Below are 20,990 nucleotides of genomic sequence, written 5' to 3'. Positions count from 1 at the left end.
GCGCCCCGGTCTCCGCTCAGCCACCCGTGGCGAAGCCCGGGAAGAGGGTCATGCCGCCGTCGACGTAGAGGGTGGTGCCCACCACGTAGTCGCACAGGTCCGAGGCCAGGACGACGGCGGCGTTGGCGATGTCCAGGGGGTCGCCGACGCGGCCGTAAGGGATGAGCTCCAGGAGGGAGTCGCGCGCCTCGGGGGTCTGCCAGGCGCTGCGGTTGATCGGGGTCTTGATGGCGCCCGGCGCGATCGCGTTCACCCGGATTTTGCGGGGTGCGAACTCCTGGGCCAGGGTCTGCGTCAGCATCGCCACGCCGCCCTTGGACGACGCGTAGTTCACATGGCCGGCCCAGGGGATGACCTGGTGCACCGAGCTCATGCAGATGACTTTCCCGGCCGCCCGCGACACCTCCGGGACCACGCCGCGCCGCAGGAACTCCTTGATGGCCTCCCGGGCGCACAGGAACTGGCCGGTGAGATTGACGGAGAGGACCTTCTGCCACTGCTCGAGCGTCATCTCGGTGGTGGGCGCGTCCCGCTGGAGCCCCGCGTTGGCGACCAGGATGTCGATGGTGCCCAGGCGGTCGACCATGGTGGACACCATGTCGACGACCTGGTCCTCCTGGGACACATCCGTCTGATGGGCGTAGGCGCGCACCCCGTGGCTCTGGATCTCGGCGACGACGGCCTCGGCGGCCGGCCGGTCGCTGGCGTAGTTGACCACCACATCGGCGCCGGACCGGCCCAGGGCGATCGCGGTGGCCTTTCCGATCCCCGAGTTCGCCCCGGTCACCAGCGCCTTCTGCCCCTTGAGGAGTTCCGGGACACGCACCGGAGGAGGACGATCGGGATTGCTGTTCACTGGCTCGGTCTCCTTCGTTGGTCCGTCACCCGCCGCCCCGACCCTCGCAGCCCGCCGGGGGAGCCGTAGCCCCCCACGGCGCCACGGTCACCCGCTAAGGCGACGCACATCGTTCCAGCGGCGCAATGTGGCGGCCGGCTCAGTTCGCCTCCGCGAGCGCCTGCGCGCGCAGGGTGGAGCAGGTGCGGTTGATGAGCCGTGAGACGTGCATCTGGGAGATGCCCAGCTGCTCGGCGATCCGGCCCTGTGTCATATCGCAGAAGAAGCGCATGTACAGGATCTGCCGCTCCCGGTCCGGGAGCCGGCTGAGGCCGGGGCGCACGGCCTCGCGGTCCACCACCCGATCGTACGCGGGCTCCTGGGCGCCGAGCGTGTCGGCCAGCGAGTAGCCGTCGTCGGCGCCGGTCAACTGGGCGTCCAGGGAGAGCGGGGTGAAGCTGCCCATGGCCTCCATGCCGGCGCGCACCTCCTTCTCGGTCAGCCCGGTGCGCTCGGCGATCTCCTGGGCCCGCGGCGGCCGGTCGTCCGCCGAGTGGGACAGCTCACGGTGGGCGGCCCGCACCCGGTTGCGCAGGTCCTGGACCCGGCGGGGGACGTGCAGCACCCACAGGTGGTCCCGGAAGTGGCGCTTGATCTCGCCGACGATGGTGGGCACCGCGAACCCGGCGAAGGCGGTGCCGTGTTCCGGGTCGTACCGCTTGACGGCCTTCACCAGGCCGAGCGCGGCCACCTGCTGGAGGTCCTCCAGGGATTCGCCGCGGTTGCGGTACTGCCGGGCCAGCCGCTCGGCCATCGGCATCCATGCCTCCACCACCCGACGGCGCAGCGCCTCCTTCTCCGGGCCGTCGGGGAGCCGGGCCATTTCCGCGAACTCGGCGCTGGTGTCCGGCGCGTCGTCATGCGGGTGCTTGGTGCGGCCGGTCTGGGGCCGTGTCATGTGCTGCGTCGCGGTCGTCACGGAACACACCTCCTGCGATGGGCTGACGGGTCACCTGGGACCGGGGGCGCATCGCGGGAGGTTCACGGGGACGTGCGGACGGGCGCGCCGCCGCGGTCTGGAGCGTCGCAGACTGCTCCCGCGGTGCGTGCCTACGGTCCGAAGCACGAATATCCGCCTGCCCTGGGCCTCCAGGGGCAAACAAAGTTCTTCCCGACCGGTTGACGACGTGGCACACCGGTGCGAACGCCCGTTTCGTAGGTCCGCCGTGGGGCAGGTCTCAGCCCAGCAGCGCGGCCACCGTCATCAGCACCGGCGGCGCGAGCAGGGTGGACAGCAGGATCGACTCACGGGCCAGGACGGTGGCGGTCTGATACCGGGAGGCGTAGGTGAACAGGTTCTGGGCCGCCGGTAGCGCGGAGGTGACGACGGCGGCGAACAGCGCCGGGCCGCTCAGTTGGAACACACCCGCCGCGATGGCCCACGCCACCACCGGCTGGGCGAAGGACTTCAGCGCCACCGACAGCAGCACCGGCCCGCGCTCCTCGCCGCGCCCGGGGAGCTGACTGCCCGGCAGCGAGATCCCGAAGGCCAGCAGTACGGCGGGCACGGCCATGCCGCCCAGCAGCGAGAGCGGTTCCACGACGGGCCCGGGGAGCCGCCAGCCCGCGGCGGACACCAGGACACCGGACAGCGAGCCGATCACGATGGGGTTCCGGAACGGGCTGGTCAGCCTGCGGATCAGCGAGGGGCGGGTATCGGGGCGGGAGAGGTCGATGACGGTCAGGGCGATCGGGGTCATGACGAGCTGCTGGAAGAGCAGCACCGGGGCGATCAGGCTCGCGTCGCCCAGGACGTACATCGCGATGGGGATGCCGAGGTTGCCCGCGTTCACATAGCTCGCGCACAGCGCGCCGATCGTCGTCCGGCCGACGCTCCACCGCCGTACGGCGCCGACGGCCACGAACGTGCCCGCGACCACGAAGGTGCTCAGGGCCGTCACCAGCAGCGGCGTGGAGACGACGACGGAGAGGTCGGCCTTGGAGAGCGTGGTGAACAGCAGCGCGGGGGAGGCCACATCGAAGGAGAGCTTGGTGAGCACCTCGCGGCCGTGGTCGCCCAAGGAGCGGCGGCGCCCGATGACATAGCCGGTGACGATGATGGTCGCGATGACACCGAAGCCGGTGATCACACCGCCCACTGGGCCTCCACCCCACCGTGGCCGGAGCGGCCCGCGCGGGGTGCCGCGGGGTCTCGTCCGCTCGTCGTGGTGGTCGAGGTCCAGGGCGCGGCGGTCATCAAGGGCGTCTTCCGGGGTGCGTAGGGTCAGCATGCACCCTACAAGTAATTCGGCGGCCGCGCTGTGACGTCGCTGACGAGCGGGGGTATCCGGGATCAGGTGATGGTGAGGGTGCGGCCCCGCTCGGCCAGGGAGCTGTTGCCCGCGAAGACCCGGATCTCGCCCTTCTGCAGCAGGAACCGGCCGTGCGGATCCTGGGTCCAGAAGCCCAGCTCCTCGGCGCTCAGCCGGAAGCGGACCGTGGTGGCCTTCCCGGGGCCGAGGCTGACCCGGCGGAAGCCACTGAGTCTGCGCACCGGTTGCACGATGCTCGCCACCGGATCGCGGATGTACAGCTGCACCACCTCATCGCCCTTGCGGCGCCCGGTGTTGCGCACCGATACCGCGACCTCGACGGTGTCGCCCTTGCGCAGCGCCTCGGCCCGGACGCGGCTGACGCTGAGCCGGGGTTCGCCGATGTCGAAGGTGGTGTAGCTGAGGCCGTGGCCGAAGGGGAACCGCGGTCCGTGGGCCAGGTCGAGGTACTTGGAGGTGTAGTGGTTGGCCCGGTCGTAGGGGCGTCCGGTGTTCTCGTGGTTGTAGTAGAGGGGGATCTGGCCGACCGTGCGCGGGAAGGTCACGGGCAGCTTGCCACCGGGGTTCACGGTGCCGAAGAGCACATCCGCGATGGCGTTGCCGCCCTCGATCCCCGGATGCCACGCCTGCAGCACGGCGGGTGTGCGGTCCAGCCAGCCCTCCATCGTCAGCGGACGTCCGCTGAGCAGCACCACCACGAACGGCGCGCCGGTGTCCGCGATCGCGGAGATCAGCCGCTCCTGCCGGCCGGGCAGGCCGAGGTCGCTGCGCACGGACGCCTCCCCGCTGAGCGTCGCCGCCTCCCCGACCACCACCACGGTCACATCGGTCGCCCTGGCCGCCGAGGCCGCGCGTGCGATGCCCCGGGTGTTCCGGCCGGACGCGTCCACGCCCTCGACATGGCTGATCCGGGCCTTCGGCGCCGCGTCCTTGACCGCGTCCAGCACGGTGACCGGGCGGAACTTCTCGGCCCAGGGCCCGGCCCAGGAGCCGCGCAGATCGGTGGAGTCGGCGAAGGGACCGACGACGGCGATGGAGCCCGATCGGTCCAGCGGGAGCGTGGACTTCTCGTTCTTGAGCAGCACCATGGTGCGCCCGGCCGCCTCGCGGGCCGCCGCCCGGGACGCCTTCGTGGGTCCCGCGATCGCCGTGTCCTCGTCCGTGTAGGGGTGCTCGAAGAGCCCGAGCCGGAACTTCAGCCGCAGGATGCGGGCCACCGCGTCGTCCAGCCGCTCGGTGGTGATCTCACCGCTGCGCAGCAGCCGCTTGCCGTACTCGTTGATGGTGGTGCTGGCCATCTCCATGTCGATCCCGGCGTCGAAGGCCAGCCGGGCCGCGTCGGAGCGGTCGGCGGCGTAGCCGTGGACGATCATTTCCTGAACGCCGTTGTAGTCGCTGACGACGAAGCCGCCGAAGTCCCACTCCTCCTTGAGGATCTCGGTCAGCGCATGCCGGTAGCCGTGGGCGGGGACCCCGCTGACGGTGTTGAAGCTCGCCATGACGGTGGCCACCCCGGCGTCCAGGGCCGCCCGGAACGGGGGGAGGTAGAAGTTGCGCAGCCGGGCCTCGGAGACGTCCACCGTGTTGTAGTCGCGGCCGCCCTCGACGCCCCCGTAGGCGATCAGGTGCTTGGCGCAGGCCGCGAGGCGGTGCCGGGAGCGGAGGTCGTCGCCCTGGTAGGCGCGGGTCTTGGCGGCCGCGAGCCGGGCCGCCAGATACGGGTCCTCGCCGTCGCCCTCGGCGATCCGTCCCCAGCGCGGTTCATGGGTGACGTCCATCATCGGCGAGAACGCCCAGTGCACCCCGTTGGAGCGGGCCTCCCGCGCCGACACCTCCGCGTCCCACTCGGCCACCGCGGGATCGAAGGCGGCGGCCTGGGCGAGGGGGATGGGGAAGGTGGTCCACATGCCATGGATGACATCGAGCCCGAAGATCAGCGGAATGCCCAGCCGGGACTCCTCGACGGCCATCCGCTGGAGTGTGTTGGTGGTACGGGCCCCGTAGATGTTGAGCACGGAGCCGAGCCTGCCCCTGCGGGCCGCCTTCTCCGCGGCGGCGGTCTGCCCACCGCCGGGCCCGGTGGCGCCGGTCCAGGCGAGCTGCTGGAGCTGGCCGAGCTTCTCGTCGACGGACATCCGCGCCATCAGCGCCTGGATCCTGGTCTCGTACGGACCGGGCTCCCGCCCCGGCCGGGCCTGGCCGGGGGAGGGGGCGGGCGGGGCCTGGGCACGGGCGGCAGCGGCCTTGCCCGCGATGGCCGTCCCCCCGGCCGCGGCGAGCACCGTACGTCTGCGCACATCGTTCATGGTCTTCGTCCTGGTCTTCGGCGATCGGTTCTCCCCGAGCCCGGCTTCCTCACGACCATGCCGGTCACGACCCCGCGCGGGATGTGGGCCGCCACCTGGGTCTTCAGCCAACGTACGACAGGATCGGCGTCCGGGCTCCCCGGTACGTCCGGGGCCGCGGCCCGTGGCGCCCCGGTCGCGCGGGAGCCGCGTGTGCTCATCGTGTCCGGACGGCTGCGCTCCGCGCTCCGCGGCCGGTCACGGGTGAACCGTCCCGTCAGGCCCGGCGCTCGTCCATGCCCGCCATCAGGGCCTGGTGGCTCATCCGCACGTGCTCCCGCATCACCCGCTCCGCGCCGTCGCCGTCCTTGGCCTGGATCAGATTGAGGACGCGATGGTGCTCATCGTCGGACTCGTCCAGCCGGCCGGGCCGGGACAGGGAGGTGCGCACCAGCCGGGCGTAGGCCAGCTGGTTCATCAGGGTGCGGTAGTGCGCCTCCAGCTTGCTGTTGTCCGCGCCCACCACGATCAGATCGTGGAACTCGTGGACCAGCGCCGCGTATTGCTCGGTGTCGCCGTCCCGGACGGCCGCGTCGGCCGCCTTCATATTGGCCTCCAGCCGCTCCACTTCCGGTACGTTCCCGCGGAAGGCGAGCAGCCGGGCGGCGGCGCCCTCCAGCAGCTCCTTCATCTGGAACAGCTCGGTGAGCTCGCGCCGGGACGGTACGGCGACGAACGTTCCGACCCGTGGCCGCACCTCGACAAGACCCTCGATCTGGAGCTGTTTGAGGGCCTCGCGGATGGGCGTCCGGCTGACGCCGAAGGTCTCGGACAGCGCCATCTCGGAGAGGCTGGAGCGGGGCGGCAGTTCACCACTGATGATCATCTGCCGCAGCTCTTCGGCGACCCTCGCCTGCATGCTGGTCTGCTGAAGCCGCTTCCCTGTGGGTCGTTGCATGGCACGTGACCCTAGGTGTGGCCATTGCTTCCCGTCAACTGTGGGAACGCAGGTGTGCTGTGCCATACAACAACCCTTCCTCGGTCCAGGGGCCGGGGACCTCAGGACCGCCTGACCTCAGGACCTCAGGACCTCAGGACCTCAGGACCTCAGAATGAAGGGATCCCCGGCGGGCTCCTCACTGGTGTTGATCCAGACGCTCTTCAGCCGGGTGTACTCCCGGATCACCTCCGTGCCGTGCTCGGTCCCCATCCCGCTGGTCTTGAACCCGGCCCGGGGCGACATCGGCGACATCGAGCGATAGGTGTTGGCCCACACCGTCCCGGCCTCCAGCCGCGCGGCCATCCGGTGCACCCGGTTCACATCCCGGGTCCACACGCCCGCCGCCAGGCCGTACGCGGAGTCGTTGGCGATCGCCAGGGCCTCCTCCTCGGAGCCGAAGGGCATGACGGTCGCGACCGGCCCGAAGATCTCCTCCTGGCAGATCCGCATCCCGTTGTCGGTGCCGGTGAAGACGGTGGGGGAGTAGAAGTACCCGTCGAGACCGGTCTTGGGCCGCCGGCCGCCGCAGACCACCTTTCCGCCCTCGGCCTGCCCCAGCTCGACGTACGACTCGACCTTCTCCAGCTGCTCGGCGATGGCGAGCGGGCCGAGCTCGGTGGTCTCCGCCAGCGGATCGCCGATGCGGATCGTGGCCGCCCGCGCCGTCACCCGCTCCAGGATCTCGTCGTACACCTCCCGGTGCACCAGCACCCGGCTGCCCGCCACACAGGTCTGGCCGGCGGCCGCGAAGATGCCCGCGATCACGCCCATGGCGGCCGAGCCCAGGTCGGCGTCCGGGAAGATGATGTTGGGCGACTTCCCGCCCAGCTCCAGGGTGCAGCCGATCAGCCGGTCGGCGCAGGTGCGGGCGATCCGGCGGCCGGTCCCGCTGGAGCCGGTGAAGGTCACCTTGGACACGCCGTCGTGCTCGGTCAGCGGCCCGCCCGCCTCCGGGCCGTACCCGGTGACCACGTTGACCACCCCCGGCGGGAACCCCGCCTCCTCGAAGAGCGGTGCGAGCGCCAGCAGCGAGGCAGACGTGTGTTCCGAGGGCTTGACCACCACCGTGTTCCCCGCGGCCAGGGCCGGGGCCAGCTTGGTGGTGGTGAGCAGCAGCGGGGAGTTCCAGGGGGTGATGGCGCCGACCACGCCCACCGGTTCGCGCAGGGTGTAGTTGAGCAGCTCGCGGCTCGCCCCGGGGATCACCTCGCCCTGGATCTTGTCCGCGAGTCCCGCGTAGTAGAAGAAGTACTCCGGCAGTCCGGCGAGTTGGGCCCGCATCTCGCGCAGCAGCTTGCCGTTGTCGAGGGTCTCGGTACGGGCCAGCCGCTCCGCGTGCTCACCGATCAGATCGCCCAGGTTCCGCAGCAGCCGACCGCGCCGGGTCTGGCTCAGATCGCGCCAGCGCGGATCCGCGAAGGCGGTGCGGGCGGCGCCCACCGCACGGTCCACATCGGCGGCGGTGCCGCGCGCCGCCTCGTACCAGGGCTCGCCGGTGGCCGGGTTGACGCTCGCGAAGTAGCCGCCGTCGGCGGGGGCGGTCCACTCGCCCGCGATGTAGTGGTCATGGCGCGGCAGGGGGTTCATGAGCGTGGGACTCCTGTCCGGTGGGGATTCCGGGGTGGGTTCCGGTATGGCTTCCGTGGGTTCCGCTGTGGCTTCCGTGGCTTCCGGTGCGGCGTCCGTGGGCTCCGGTGTGGGTGAGGATCACGTCGGCGAGTTCCTCGGGGCACTCCAGCGGCAGCAGGTGGCGGGCGCCGGGCACGATCACCGCCCGGGCGCCGGGGATCCGCTCGGCCAGCCGGTGCGACATGGCCGGGGTCGAGCCGGGGTCCCGCTCGCCGGTCACCGCCACGGTGGGCGCGGCGATCCGGGGCAGCCACCGCCACAGCCCGGTGTCGGCGGTCGCGAAGACCCGGTAACACGCCAGGTAGGAGGCCCGGTCGTTGGCCAGCAGCGTATCGAGCACCTGCCGCGCCAGCTCGGGGTCCTGGGCCCGCCAGGCGGGCGAGAACCAACGGTCGACCGCCGCCCACGCGGACGCCCCGAAGTCCTGGGCGGCCAGCTCCTGGCGGCGGGCCACCGCCGCCCGCTCCTCCTCCGACCGGCCCGCGACCGAGCTGACCAGGGTGAGCGAGGCGGTGAGCTCCGGCCGGTCCAGGCCCAGCCGCTGGGCGACCAGGGCGCCGAGCGAGAAGCCGACCACATGCGTGGGGCCGCTCAGCAGCGCCCCGACATCGGCGGCCAGCTCGGCGAGCGACACCCCGGCCGCCGCGGCCGGGGAGGCGCCGTGGCCGCGCAGATCGACCAGCGTCACCCGGTGCCGGGCCGCGAGGGCCGGGAGGCACCGGTCCCACATGCGGCGGTCGAGGCCGACGCCGTGCAGCAGCACCAGCTCCGGGCCGTCGCCGTGCGCTTCGTGGCTCAGCGCCACCGGGGCACCGGCCCGGGAGGCAGGGACGCGCGCCCGCGCATCCGCGTCGGGCCTGCCCATGTCACTCACCGCCTGCTCACCGCTCCGTCGACAGCGGCGCCAGCCGGGCCTGGGGACGGCCCTGGGCGGCCGCCGCGAGCCCGACGACGATCTCGTCGGCGCGTGGCCCGTCCGCCACCCGGACCTCGATGCTCTGGTGGTGCGAGCGGATGGTGGCGTCGGTGATGTGCTTGAGCGGGATGTCGAAGACCGTGCCCGCGGCGGCGCGCTTCTCCACGGCGGGGAGCAGCGTGGTGGCGTTCGCCGCGCGGCGGAAGTGGTCGCCGAACTTGAGGGTGTGGATCAGCGCGGAGCCGTGCTCGACCTCCCCGTCCAGACCCACGATCGCGGCCTTCCCGTACGCCTCCACCGGCGCGCCCAGCGCCTCGACCACGCGCGGCGCCAGCAGCTCGCCCAGCTTCGGCGCCACCTCGTCGATCCCCGGCAGCAGATCCGCCACGAAGCCCTGACCCGCCCAGGGGTTCTCGATGACGGCGAGCACCACGGCCGTACGGGCGGGCGGGTCCACCGGGCGGCCGCCCTCGCTGTGGATGTCCTCGGTGAAGGTGATGATCTTGCGGATGTTCACGTCACGGTCTCCAGGTCGTCGTCCAGATCGGCGAGGCGGATGAGGGGGTCGGTGGCGCGGTCCCCGATCCGGGCGTTCGGGCGGGGGCCGGACGCCCCGGCCGCGATGACGACGATCTCGTCCGGGCGGGGCGCGTCGGGGATGCGGATCTGGCAGGTCTGGTAGTGCGAGCGGGTCGCGGCCGCGGTCTTGTGCCACAGCGGCACGGTCAGCGGCTCACCGGCCGGAAGCCGGTCGTCGCTGAAGACGATGATCGAGGTGCCCTCGGTCAGCTCGCGGAAGACATTGCCGAAGAACGGGGTGTGGATCAGCGCGCCGCCGTGCTCGATCTCCCCGTCCAGACCCACGATCGCGGCCTTGCCGAAGGACTCGATCCGGTCGACCCCGCCCAGCGCCTCGCTGATCCGGTCGGTGAGCAGCCGGGCCAGCCCCGGTGCGATCCGCTCGACCTCGGGCCCCAGGTCGGCGACGAAGCCGCCGCCGGCCCAGGGATTGCTGATCACCGCGGCCGCCGCGACCCGGCGCACCGGTGCCGCGACCGGGCGGCCGAGCTCCAGCAGCAGCTCATCGGCGACGGTGACGACCTTGCGCAGCAGTGCCTCAGCCATGACCGCCACCGGTGGTGAACCGCGGCATGACCTTCTCGGCGAACAGCTCCAGGCTGCGCATCGCGTTGCGGTGCGGCAGACCGGGGTGGGTGGTCCACAGCAGCAGGTGCTCCAGGCCCACCTCGTCGCGCAGTTCAGCGATCTTCTCCGAGACGTACTCGGGGGTGCCGACCAGCAGATTGCGCCCCTGGAGGAAGTCGAAGGACAGCTCGTGGGCGCCCGAGAGCTCCTCGCCGGCCTCCATGAGGTTGGACAGCCCCCGCCAGTGCATGATCCACCGGTAGGTGGTCATCAGCGCCTCTTCGAACTCGGCGCGGGCCTGCTCCATGGTGTCGGCGACATACACATCGCGCACCAGGCCGATGCCCTCGCCCAGCGCGTACTCACGCCCGGACGCCTGGCTCGCGGTGTCCCGGTAGAGCTCGAACCGCTCCTTGAGCGCGGAGACCGGAGGCAGCCAGAAGAGCCCTTGGACACCGTCGGCCGCGGCGGACTTGATCGAGCGGGGGCTGTCGATCACCTGCCACAGCGGAGGGTGCGGCCGCTGCAGCGGATACGGCGTGACCTGCATCCTGGTGATGACACCGGCGTCGGTGTACTCCGGTGTGGCGGGGGAGAGGGGGTGGTTCCACTTCACCCCGGGGGCGGGGAACTCGTAGAACCGGCCCCGGTGCGAGAAGAATTCGCCGCTCCACGCCTTGCGCAGCACCTCCACGGTCTCGTCGTACAGGGCGCGGTTCTGCTCCTGGTCGCGCGGGTCGGCCAGGGCGTTGAGGTTGAGCGCCTCGCGGCCGTACAGCCCCCGGCCGAGGCCGACCTCGACCCGGCCCCCCGAGAGCTGGTCGAGCATCGCGATGTCCTCGGCGAGCCGCAGCGGATGCCAGAAGGTGGCGATCGAGGCCGCCTGGCCGATCCGGATGTGTTCGGTACGGGCGGCGATGTCCGCCCCCATCAGCACCGGGTTCGGGGTGATCTCGATCGCCTCGTGCCCGAAGTGGTGTTCGGTGTACCAGGTGGACCAGAAGCCCGCCCGGTCCGCGGTGACCGCGAACTCCCGGGCCTCGTTCATGACGTCGGCGTACTCGCCGAGACGGCCCGGGGCACCCAGGTTGTGGAATATCGAAAAGCGCATGCAGCGTCCGTCCTGTTCTTCCGGCTCACGCTGTGCCATGGCAGGGAGGCTAGGAGTCCGTATCGGGGCCGTCAAGGGTCAACGCCAGGAAAACAACCTTGACCTGTGCCTTTAGTGAGCGCTCGGAACTTTCTCGGCTCATCTGTCCCAAGGTGTTGACAGTCGCCGACGGCCTTTCTACGGTCCTCTGCCATACAAGAGCTGACTGAGGGAAGACGTCATGACGCACACTCTTGACCGCACCGCCCGCATCCGCTCCACCTGGCAGGCGGTCTGGGACCGGGGCGAGGTCGACGCGCTCGACCAGTTGCTCGGCCCCGCCTATGTACGCCGTCGCGGGCCCGCCGCGGCCCCCCAGGACCGAGAGCAGTTCAAGGAGTCCATCCGCGCCATCCGCCGGGCATTTCCCGATCTCCGCACCGAGATCGAGGAGATCGTCGAGGACGGCGAATCGCTGGCGATCCGCTGGCGCAGCACCGGCAGTCACACCGGCGACTTCCTCGGGGTCCCGGCCACCGGCAGGCCGGTCGAGGTCTCCGGCGCCACCTTCACCCGCTTCGCCCACGGTGTGGTCAGCGAGGAGTGGGTGACCTGGGACCCGCGCCAGTTGCTGGAGGCGCTCGGGATCGTCACCACCACCCAGCAGGCGGCCGTCGACGCCGATGTGGTCCGTGGCGTGCACCGCAAGTTCATCACCGGTGTCACCGTCGTGACCTGCGACGACGACGGCAAGCCCCGGGGGCTCGCGGTGAACGCGTTCGCCAGCATCTCACTGGATCCGCCGATGGTGCTGGTCTGCGTGCAGCGCACCTCCACGACCCATCCCGCGCTGCACCGGGCGAGCCATCTGGGGATCAACATCCTCGCCGCCGGCCAGCTCGATGTGGCCAAGACCTTCGCCTCCAAGGCGGACGACAAGTTCGCCGGGCTGTCCTGGACCCCCGGTGAGTTCGGCGTTCCGCTGATCGACCGGTCCTGCGCCCAGCTCGAAGTGGAGATCGGCGAGCGGCTGGAGGCCGGCAGCCACACCGTCTTCACCGGCCGGGTGGTGTCCGCCCGCCATGAGGAGCTGGCCCCGCTGGTCTACAGCGGCGGCGGTTTCTTCGACATCTCCCACACCGCGCCGCTGCCGTGGTGAGACACCGCCACCCCGATCCGCGGCGCCACCGGCCCCCCGCCACCCCCTGACGCCCACCCCTCCCGTCCCAGGAGCACGCCCATGACCCACGACGACACGGCGCCGGTGTACGGCAGCGCGGTCACCAAGGTGGAGCCCTTCGGGGTCGACCACATCCCCGACAACGAGCGGCACGGCAAGCCCAGTTCGCAGTTCTTCGTCTGGTTCGCCGCCGGTCTCAACTTCCCCATCATCCTGCTCGGGTTCAGCGCGGTCGGGCTCGGCCTCAGCTTCGGCGCCGCCGTCGCGGCCATCGTGGTCGGCGCGGGTCTCGGCTCGCTGCTGATGGCCGTGATGTCCCGGATGGGCGTACGGCTGGGGGTGCCCCAGCAGATCCAGGCGCGGGGTCCGCTCGGCTTCTTCGGCAACTTCCTGCCGGTGGCGTACATCAATGTGTTCGCCGGGGTCGGCTGGGCCGCCGTGACCGTGATCCTCGGCGGCAAGGCCATCGCCGAGCTGACCCATCTGCCCTTCTGGGTCTGCGGGTTGGCGCTCACCCTGGTCGAGCTGGTGGTGTCCATCTACGGCTACAACATGATCAATTTCCTGCAGCGGGTGCTGACCTACGTCCTCACCCCGCTGTTCGTGATGATCACGGTGGTGGCCCTGGTGCGGGGCGCGGGCACCTTCGACGCCGATCCGAAGGCGGCGGACTACGTCGGCTCCACCGGCGGCTGGATCACCTTCGGCGGCTGGTTCCTCTCCTTCCTCGTCGCCTGGGCGCCGTTCGCCTCGGACTACTCGCGCTATCTGCCCGACTCGCCACGCGTGGTCAAGCGCACCGCCTGGTACACCGGGCTCGGCAACTTCGTCACCATCTGCTGGCTCGGCATCCTCGGCGTGCTCCTCGGCTCCAACGCCACCAGCACCGACTCCATCACCGCCCTGCATCAGTTGACCGGGCCGTTCGCCGTCCCCGCCCTGATCGCGATCGGACTCTCGGCGCTCGCGCAGAACTTCCTCAACGTCTACGGCGGCGCGATCTCCGTCCAGACGCTGAAGGTGCCGGTCACCCGGACCCAGGCCGTCACCCTCATCTGTGCGCTGGCGTATGTGATCAGCCTGTGGGGGCACTCCGGGACCGAGGACAAGTTCTCGGTGTTCCTCAACCTCACCGCGTACTTCATCGCGCCGTTCGCCACCGTGCTGCTGCTCGACTACCACCTGGGCGGCCGCTCCGACCCCAGCCGGATCGCCGAGCTGTACGACCGCGGACGGGTGCTCTCCTGGGGCTTCGTCGCCTGGGTCGGCGGGGTGCTGGCCTCGGTGCCGTTCTGGCAGTCCGACCTCTACACCGGGGCGTTCGCCTCGGCGTATCCGCACGCGGGCGATCTGAGCATGTTCGTCGCGGCGGGCGCCTCGGCGGTGCTCTATCTGCTGACCTACCGGCTGCGGCCGCTGTGGACGCGGGACGCCGCCGCCACGGCCGAGCCGCGGCCGGAGAAGACGGCGGCGGTGGCGGGCTCCTGACGGGACGGGCGTCAATGAACTGGGGCGGGCGGTGTCGCGAACGGCGACACCGCCCGCCCTTCGGCGGTACCCCGCACCACCGGCCCCTCCCCGCTACCGCCTCCGGCGGGAGGGTGCGGGGCGCTCGGCGGGGGCGGGGTCGATACAGCGCGACTGGGCGTGTTCGTACACCATCGTGCTCTGCACATCCGCCACCTCACGGCGCTCGGTGAGGCGGTCGATGACGAACGCGTACAGCCCATTGGTGTCCGGCACTGCCACATGGATGAGGAAGTCATGGGCGCCGGAGGTGACGAACAGCCCGATGGTCTCCGGTAGCTGGGCGGCCCATTCCCGGAACCCCTCGATGACCGGCCGGGACGGCGGGCGGATCCGCACCGAGATCAGCGCCTGCACGGGGCGGCCGACCGCCTCCAGGTCGACGGCGGCGTGATAGCCGCTGATGATGCCGCGCTCCCGCAGCGCCCGGACCCGCTCCAGCGAGGTCGACGGCGAGACGCCCGTGCGCAGGGCCAGCTCGCGATTGGTCCGGCGTGCATCGTTCTGCAGCTCCCGCAGAAGAGCACGGTCGAGTGCATCAAGTTCCACGAAAGCGCTCCCTTGCCTGAGGAAATTCGGCGAGCCGTGCTCCGGCTCGGATGGATGGGTACCGTCCACCACATTAGCCATCGACAAGGAGTAGCGCTCGTGTCCGTTCCCCAGCTGTCCGACGAGGATGTACGCACCGATCAGTCCACCCGGCAGGCGAAGCTGAAGTGGGTGATCGTCGTGGACGAGGAGCTGCCCGCGGGCCGGGCGGTGAACGCGGCCGCCTGCATGGCCGCCGCCGTCGGCCGGGCGATGCCGGAGCTGCTGGGGCCGGACGGCAGGGACGGCTCCGGCGCCGGCCACCCGGGGCTGCCGTGGGCCGGCTGCTCGATCCTGGCCGCCGGCCCGGCGGCGCTGCGCGAGCTGCGGGCCAAGGCCGCCGAGAAGGACGATCTGTTCCTCGTCGACATGCCCGGGCAGGCCCAGACCTCACGGGTCTACGACGAGTACCTCGACAGCCTGGCCGGCACCAAGACCGAGGATCTCGACTACCTCGCGGTCAGCCTCGTCGGCCCGCGGAACAAGGTGAGCAGGCTCATCGGGAAGCTCCCGCTGCTGCGCTGACCTCCGCGCCGCCCGTCGCGGCCGGATCGCCCAGCGCGTAGGGGGCGAGGATGTCGGCGATGGCCCGGTTGCGCGGGGTGGCGACCCCCAGCTCGGCGCCGAGTTCCGCCACGGCCCCGCTGAGCCAGCTCAGTTCGAGGCGGTTGCCGTGCAGGAGGTCGTTGTGCATCGAGGACGTCATGGTGGCGGGCAGCGTGTCGCAGAAGGCGAGCCGGTCGTCGGCGAAACCGGGGTCGAGGTCCACCCCCTTGGCCCGGCCCACGGCGACCACCTCGTGCATCACGTCACGCAGCAGGTCCCGTGACCCCGGATTCCCGCGGACCATCCCGATCGGCTGCCGCACCGCCGACGTCGTCCCGGAAAGGCCCACCAGGAAGACGAACTTCTCCCAGATGGTGCGCTCGATGTCCCCGCTGATCTCCGCGTCGACACCGGCCGCGAGGCAGCGGTCGAGGAAGTGGCGGGCGCGCGGGGACTCCTCGCGGTCGTACTCCCCGAACACCAGCCGCTGCAGGGTGCCGTTGTGCACCACCACCCCCGGCTCCTCGATGAACGCCGAGATGTAGCCGACCCCGCCGAGGACGGATCCCGCGGGCAGGTGGTTCCGCAGCACCGTGTCCTTCTGGACCCCGTTCTGGAACGACACGACGGCGGCGCCGCTCTCGGCGAGAGGTGCCAGCTGCCGGGCGACGTCCTCGGTGTCCCACAGCTTCACCGCCACCATGACGAGGTCCGGGGCCTCGAGGTCGGAGACCGTCGGCACGACCGCCTCGGACGGCACCCGCAGATCCCCCAGCGGGCTGCGCACCGTCAGCCCCTTCTCCCGGATCGCCGCGAGATGGCGGCCCCGGGCCACGAAGGTGACCTCGTCCCCCGCGGCGGCGAGCCGCGCGCCGAAATATCCGCCGACGCCGCCCGCGCCGATGATCGCGATCCGCATGATGTCCCCTCGTCCTCAGCCACTTAGTAACCCTTCAGGCGGTTACTATATGCGCATGGATTCCTCGACGGAGCAGGTCCCGCGGCCGCGGGTCACCGCTCGGCTACGGGCACTGCGCTTCGACGCGGGCAGCCTCGCCCTGAACCTCGTCGCGTCCCTCGGGCGGCGCGGCAGCACCCCGATCGAGCGCCTCGGCACCCTCGACCGGCTGCGGGAGTGGTGCGACGGCGTCGGGCTGCGGCTCCACGACGAGGCCGTCACCGTGGAGCTCCTCACCGAGCTGCGGACGCTGCGCGAGGCGGCGTACGACGTGGTGGCGGCGGTCGTCCACGGCCGGGCCCCGGCCGCCGAGTCCGTGGCGCTGCTCAACGACCAGGCCCGCACCGCCCCGCCGCAGCCGCTGCTGAGGGCCACCGGTACCGGGGTCGAAGTGGACGGCGCCGATCGTCCGCTGACCGGGCGGGAGCTGCGGTCGGTCGTCGTCCGCGACCTCATCGCGGTGCTCGGGGACCCGGAGCGGCGCGGGGCGCTGCGGGCCTGCGACTCCTCGCTGTGCACCATGATCTACCTCGACCCCACACCGGGCAGAAGGCGCCGGTGGTGCTCCATGCGGCTGTGCGGCAACAGCGCCAAGGCCGCGAAGCACCGGCAGCGGCAGGCATCCGCCGCACCGACCGGGTCCTGACGCCCAGGCGCTTCGGCCGAGTCGGGCGCATCGGCCGGGTCCTGAAGCCCCGGCGCTCCCAGGGCCGCTGTTTCCGGTGGGCCGCCCGGGGCACCCGAGGTGGCCGGAGGGTTGCCGATGGCCGAAGAGAGCGACACCGACCCCGCACCGAAAGCACGACACCCGGGCCGGGCCTGCGGTTCCGGGGGAGCGGTGGCCGCCGTCGCGCTGACCGTGGCGACCGGGGCGATGGACGCGATCAGCTTTCTGGCCCTGGGTGGCGTCTTCACCAGCGTCATGACCGCCAACCTCTCCCTGCTCGGCATGTCCACCGCGTCCCTGGACGCGGCCCTCGCCCGGGACTCCGCGGTCGCCATGGGCGGATACATCCTGGGCGCGCTGGTCAGCGGCCGCATCGTCCGCGGCTCCCGGCCGGCCCTGCGGGCCCGGTGCGCGCTCACGGTGGAACTGCTCGCGCTCGGCGGGCTCTGGGCGGTGTGGGCGTCCGCCGACGGCCACCCCGCCGGTGGCCGGCAGCTCGGACTGCTGGCGGTGGCCGCGCTCGCCATGGGAGGCCAGAGCGGTCTGGTGCGCGCCGTCGGGCCGCCCGGCTTCTCCACCACCTATCTCACCGGCACCCTGACCGGGGTGCTGGTCGACGCGGTACGCAGCGGAACGGTGCGCCGGCTCAGCATCGCGCTGCTGGGCGGCCTGGTGGTGGGCGCCGCGGCCGGCGGGCTGCTGGTGGCCCACGCCGCGCGGGCCGCGCCCGCCCTGCCGACCGGGCTGGTCGGCCTCGTTCTGCTGGCGTCCCTGACCTCCCTGGCCCGGGATGCCCAGGGCCATCTCTGGCCCCATCCCGAGTAGCCCGCCCCAAGTCGGCCCGCGCCGGGGTGGGTTGACCGGTGATTCACTCTTCCAGCGGGGCGTCATCCGATGTCAGACTCGGCCCGTGACCGACTTTGACATGCTTGTGATCGGATCCGGGCCGGGTGGCCAGAAGGCTGCCATCGCAGCCGCGAAGCTCGGTCGCCGGGTAGCCGTCGTCGACCGTAAGGAGATGGTGGGCGGGGTCTCCCTGCATACCGGAACCGTTCCGTCCAAGACCCTGCGCGAGGCGGTGCTCTATCTCACCGGACTGACCCAGCGGGATCTCTACGGCCAGAGCTACCGGCTCAAGGAGGAGATCACCGTCGCCGACCTGACGGCCCGCACCCAGCATGTGGTCGGCCGTGAGGTGGACGTCGTCCGCAACCAGCTCTCCCGCAACCGGGTCGCGATGTTCTCCGGCACCGGGCGGTTCGTGGACGACCACACCGTGGCCGTCACGGACGCCACCGGCCAGGAGCAGCTGCTCACCGCCCGGCACATCGTGATCGCCACCGGCACCCGCCCGGCCCGTCCCGCGAGCGTGGAGTTCGACGAACGGACGATCATGGACTCCGACAGCGTCCTCAACATGGAGCGGGTGCCGCGCTCCATGGTCATCGTGGGCGCCGGGGTGATCGGCATCGAGTACGCCTCGATGTTCGCCGCCCTGGGCAGCAAGGTCACCGTGGTCGAGCAGCGCGAGGGGATGCTGGACTTCTGCGACGTCGAGATCGTCGAGGCGCTGAAGTACCGGCTGCGCGACCTGGCCGTCACCTTCCGCTTCGGCGAGACCGTGGCAGCCGTCGAGCGCCATCCGCGGGGCGCCCTGACCATCCTGGAGAGCGGTAAGAAGATCCCCGCCGACGCGGTGATGTACTCCGCGGGACGCCAGGGGCTCACCGACGCGCTGGACCTCGCCAAGGCCGGGCTCACCGCCGACCGGCGGGGCCGGATCTCGGTCGACGAGCACTACCGCACCGCCGTGCCGCACATCTACGCCGTCGGCGATGTCATCGGCTTCCCGGCTCTGGCCGCGACCTCCATGGAGCAGGGGCGGAGCGCGGCGTACCACGCGTGCGAGGAGCCGGTGAACCCGATCCACCACCTCCAGCCGATCGGGATCTACAGCATCCCCGAGATCAGCTTCATCGGCCGCACCGAGGACCAGCTCACGGACGAGAAGGTGCCCTTCGAGGTCGGGGTCTCGCGCTATCGCGAGCTGGCCCGGGGCCAGATCGTCGGCGACGCCCACGGCATGCTGAAACTGCTGGTCTCCCCGGAGGACCGGCGGCTGCTCGGGGTGCACTGCTTCGGTACCGGCGCCACCGAGCTGATCCACATCGGCCAGGCGGTGATGGGCTGCGGCGGCACCGTCGACTATCTGGTGGACGCGGTGTTCAACTATCCGACCTTCGCCGAGTCCTACAAGGTCGCCGCGCTCGACGCCACCAACAAGATGCGCGAGGTCGACCACCTGCGGGACTGACCCCCGGCCCCCGCCCTCCTCCGCACCCCACTCCCGAATATCCCTTTTGGGATACTGGGAGACAGATCGGGAGGAGGGCTGAGATGACTCGCGCAGTCGGTATTGACCTGGGTACGACGAACTCGGTCGTATCGGTCCTGGAGGGCGGCGAGCCGACCGTCATCACCAACACCGAGGGCACCCGGACCACCCCCTCGGTGGTGGCCTTCGCCAAGAACGGCGAGGTGCTGGTCGGGGAGGTCGCCAAGCGCCAGGCGGTGACGAACGTGGAGCGCACCGCGCGATCGGTCAAGCGCCACATGGGCGAGGACCGGTGGCGGTTCCCGGCCACCGGCGATGTGGACGGCAAGCGCTACACCGCGCAGGAGATCTCCGCGCGGGTGCTCCAGAAGCTCAAGCGCGACGGCGAGGCGTACCTCGGCGAGGACGTCACCGACGCCGTGATCACCGTCCCCGCGTACTTCAACGACTCCCAGCGCACCGCCACCAAGGAGGCGGGCGAGATCGCCGGGCTGAAGGTGCTGCGGATCATCAACGAGCCGACGGCCGCAGCCCTGGCGTACGGGCTGGACAAGGAGAACGACCAGACCATCCTCGTCTTCGACCTCGGCGGCGGCACCTTCGACGTCTCGCTGCTGGAGATCGGCGAGGGGGTGGTGGAGGTCAAGGCCACCAACGGCGACACCCACCTCGGCGGGGACGACTGGGACCAGCGGATCGTGGACCATCTGGTCTCCCGATTCAAGAACGGTTACGGCGTCGATCTGGCCCAGGACAAGATGGCGGTCCAGCGGCTGCGCGAGGCGTCCGAGAAGGCCAAGATCGAGCTCTCCGCGGCCAGCGAGACCACGATCAACCTGCCGTACATCACCGCGTCCGACCAGGGCCCGCTGCACCTGGACGAGAAGCTCACCCGCTCGCAGTTCCAGCAGCTGACCGAGGACCTCCTGGAGCGCTGCAAGGCCCCCTTCCACCAGGCGATCAAGGACGCCGGGATCAAGACGTCCGACATCGACCATGTGATCCTGGTCGGCGGCTCCACCCGGATGCCCGCCGTGACCGGCCTGGTCAAGGAGCTGACCGGCAAGGAGCCGCACAAGGGCGTCAACCCGGACGAGGTCGTGGCGATCGGCGCCTCCCTCCAGGCCGGTGTCCTCAAGGGCGAGGTCAAGGACGTGCTGCTGCTGGATGTCACCCCGCTGTCCCTCGGCATCGAGACCAAGGGCGGCATCATGACCAAGCTGATCGAGCGGAACACCACGATCCCGACCAAGCGCTCGGAGGTCTTCACCACGGCCGAGGACAACCAGCCGTCGGTGCAGATCCAGGTCTTCCAGGGCGAGCGCGAGATGGCCGCGTACAACAAGAAGCTCGGGATGTTCGAGCTGACCGGACTGCCGCCCGCGCCGCGCGGGGTGCCGCAGATCGAGGTGGCCTTCGACATCGACGCCAACGGCATCATGCATGTCTCCGCCAAGGACCTCGGCACCGGCCGGGAGCAGCGGATGACCGTCACCGGTGGCTCCGCGCTGCCGAAGGACGACATCGACCGCATGATGCGCGAGGCCGAGAGTTACGCGGAGGAGGACCACAGGCGCCGCGAGGCCGCCGAGACCCGCAACCAGGCCGAGTCGCTCGTCTACCAGACCGAGAGGCTGCTGCGGGACCAGGCCGACAAGGTGCCCGGGGACGTCCGGCAGGAGGCCGAGGCGGCGGTCGCGGATCTGAAGAGGGCGCTCGAGGGCGAGGACACCAACGCGATCCGCGAGGCCACCGAGCGCACCGCCGCCGTCGGGCAGAAGATCGGCACCGCGATCTACGCCCAGGCCCAGCCGTCCTCCCCGTCCGAGGGCGGCGGAGCGAGTGGCTCCGGCGCCCCTGGGGACGGCGGGAGCCAGGGCCACCCGTCCGAGGAGGACGTCGTGGACGCGGAGATCGTCGACGACGAGAAGCCCAAGGACGGCACCGGCTGACCC

Annotated in this window: 19 protein-coding genes; 7 read left to right on the top strand and 12 right to left on the bottom strand. The window is 71.1% G+C overall.

From position 1 onward, the window contains the following. Positions 1 to 16: 16 nt before the first annotated feature. The 10 genes from ACZ6TD_RS06305 to ACZ6TD_RS06260 form a co-directional block, all read right to left on the bottom strand. Complete coding sequence (locus ACZ6TD_RS06305) at positions 17 to 856, bottom strand: SDR family oxidoreductase (RefSeq protein WP_471351466.1); 840 nt, start codon at positions 854 to 856, stop codon at positions 17 to 19. Positions 857 to 995: 139 nt separating this feature from the next. After that, the gene (locus tag ACZ6TD_RS06300; protein WP_471351465.1) at positions 996 to 1,814 is read right to left on the bottom strand and encodes a SigB/SigF/SigG family RNA polymerase sigma factor; all 819 of its coding nucleotides are present in this window, start codon (positions 1,812 to 1,814) and stop codon (positions 996 to 998) included. A gap of 259 nt (positions 1,815 to 2,073) precedes the next feature. Next, a complete protein-coding gene (locus ACZ6TD_RS06295) occupies positions 2,074 to 2,994 on the bottom strand; it encodes an AEC family transporter (RefSeq protein ID WP_471351464.1) in 921 nt (306 codons plus the stop codon). Positions 2,995 to 3,188: 194 nt separating this feature from the next. Next, a complete protein-coding gene (gene bglX / locus ACZ6TD_RS06290; RefSeq protein ID WP_471351462.1) occupies positions 3,189 to 5,474 on the bottom strand; it encodes a beta-glucosidase BglX in 2,286 nt (761 codons plus the stop codon). A 256-nt stretch (positions 5,475 to 5,730) separates the two neighbouring features. Then, a complete protein-coding gene (locus tag ACZ6TD_RS06285) occupies positions 5,731 to 6,411 on the bottom strand; it encodes a GntR family transcriptional regulator (RefSeq protein ID WP_471351460.1) in 681 nt (226 codons plus the stop codon). 141 nt (positions 6,412 to 6,552) lie between these two features. Next, positions 6,553 to 8,040 carry an aldehyde dehydrogenase gene (locus ACZ6TD_RS06280; RefSeq protein ID WP_471351459.1) on the bottom strand — a complete coding sequence of 496 codons (1,488 nt, stop codon included), beginning with the start codon at positions 8,038 to 8,040 and terminating at the stop codon, positions 6,553 to 6,555. After that, on the bottom strand, positions 8,018 to 8,947 hold the full coding sequence (locus ACZ6TD_RS06275) for an alpha/beta fold hydrolase (protein ID WP_471351457.1): 930 nt from the start codon (positions 8,945 to 8,947) through the stop codon (positions 8,018 to 8,020). The genes ACZ6TD_RS06280 and ACZ6TD_RS06275 overlap by 23 nt, the downstream gene beginning before the upstream one ends. A 16-nt stretch (positions 8,948 to 8,963) precedes the next feature. After that, on the bottom strand, positions 8,964 to 9,515 hold the full coding sequence (locus ACZ6TD_RS06270; RefSeq protein ID WP_020866230.1) for an amino acid synthesis family protein: 552 nt from the start codon (positions 9,513 to 9,515) through the stop codon (positions 8,964 to 8,966). Then, positions 9,512 to 10,123 (bottom strand): amino acid synthesis family protein, encoded by a 612-nt coding sequence (locus ACZ6TD_RS06265; protein ID WP_471351454.1) that lies wholly within the window; start codon positions 10,121 to 10,123, stop codon positions 9,512 to 9,514. Before ACZ6TD_RS06265 ends, ACZ6TD_RS06270 begins: the two co-directional genes overlap by 4 nt. Continuing rightward, positions 10,116 to 11,255 carry an LLM class flavin-dependent oxidoreductase gene (locus ACZ6TD_RS06260; RefSeq protein WP_471351453.1) on the bottom strand — a complete coding sequence of 380 codons (1,140 nt, stop codon included), beginning with the start codon at positions 11,253 to 11,255 and terminating at the stop codon, positions 10,116 to 10,118. The genes ACZ6TD_RS06265 and ACZ6TD_RS06260 overlap by 8 nt, the downstream gene beginning before the upstream one ends. 220 nt (positions 11,256 to 11,475) lie before the next feature. Here ACZ6TD_RS06260 and ACZ6TD_RS06255 point away from each other — a divergent pair, with 220 nt between their 5' ends. Both ACZ6TD_RS06255 and ACZ6TD_RS06250 read left to right on the top strand, forming a co-directional pair. Further along, a complete protein-coding gene (locus ACZ6TD_RS06255; RefSeq protein WP_471351451.1) occupies positions 11,476 to 12,393 on the top strand; it encodes a flavin reductase in 918 nt (305 codons plus the stop codon). Positions 12,394 to 12,474: 81 nt separating this feature from the next. After that, positions 12,475 to 13,902: a purine-cytosine permease family protein gene (locus ACZ6TD_RS06250; RefSeq protein WP_471351450.1), complete on the top strand. Its 1,428-nt coding sequence runs from the start codon at positions 12,475 to 12,477 to the stop codon at positions 13,900 to 13,902. Between the two features lie 93 nt (positions 13,903 to 13,995). On the opposite strand, the gene ACZ6TD_RS06245 is transcribed toward ACZ6TD_RS06250, so the two are convergent. Then, positions 13,996 to 14,490, bottom strand: coding sequence for an Lrp/AsnC family transcriptional regulator (locus ACZ6TD_RS06245; protein ID WP_471351448.1), 495 nt, complete (start codon positions 14,488 to 14,490; stop codon positions 13,996 to 13,998). Positions 14,491 to 14,589: 99 nt separating this feature from the next. On the opposite strand from ACZ6TD_RS06245, the gene ACZ6TD_RS06240 reads away from it, so the two are divergent. Then, the gene (locus ACZ6TD_RS06240) at positions 14,590 to 15,054 is read left to right on the top strand and encodes a DUF2000 domain-containing protein (protein WP_471351447.1); all 465 of its coding nucleotides are present in this window, start codon (positions 14,590 to 14,592) and stop codon (positions 15,052 to 15,054) included. Here ACZ6TD_RS06240 and ACZ6TD_RS06235 read toward each other — a convergent pair. Next, entirely contained in the window at positions 15,026 to 15,994 is a 969-nt protein-coding gene (locus ACZ6TD_RS06235; protein ID WP_471351446.1) for a ketopantoate reductase family protein, read from the bottom strand. The genes ACZ6TD_RS06240 and ACZ6TD_RS06235 overlap by 29 nt on opposite strands. 55 nt (positions 15,995 to 16,049) lie before the next feature. On the opposite strand from ACZ6TD_RS06235, the gene ACZ6TD_RS06230 reads away from it, so the two are divergent. The 4 genes from ACZ6TD_RS06230 (at position 16,050) to dnaK (ending at position 20,987) form a co-directional block, all read left to right on the top strand. Continuing rightward, positions 16,050 to 16,679 (top strand): CGNR zinc finger domain-containing protein, encoded by a 630-nt coding sequence (locus tag ACZ6TD_RS06230; RefSeq protein ID WP_471351444.1) that lies wholly within the window; start codon positions 16,050 to 16,052, stop codon positions 16,677 to 16,679. 117 nt (positions 16,680 to 16,796) lie between these two features. After that, the gene (locus ACZ6TD_RS06225) at positions 16,797 to 17,525 is read left to right on the top strand and encodes a YoaK family protein (RefSeq protein ID WP_471351443.1); all 729 of its coding nucleotides are present in this window, start codon (positions 16,797 to 16,799) and stop codon (positions 17,523 to 17,525) included. Positions 17,526 to 17,610: 85 nt separating this feature from the next. Next, on the top strand, positions 17,611 to 19,014 hold the full coding sequence (gene sthA, locus ACZ6TD_RS06220; protein WP_471351441.1) for a Si-specific NAD(P)(+) transhydrogenase: 1,404 nt from the start codon (positions 17,611 to 17,613) through the stop codon (positions 19,012 to 19,014). A gap of 83 nt (positions 19,015 to 19,097) precedes the next feature. Next, positions 19,098 to 20,987: a molecular chaperone DnaK gene (dnaK, locus tag ACZ6TD_RS06215; RefSeq protein ID WP_471351439.1), complete on the top strand. Its 1,890-nt coding sequence runs from the start codon at positions 19,098 to 19,100 to the stop codon at positions 20,985 to 20,987. Positions 20,988 to 20,990: the final 3 nt, after the last annotated feature.

The sequence above is a fragment of the Streptomyces yongxingensis genome, from assembly GCF_055597465.1.
The sequence above is the reverse complement of the archived record's forward strand: the minus strand, read 5'-3'. Positions and strand labels throughout refer to the sequence as shown.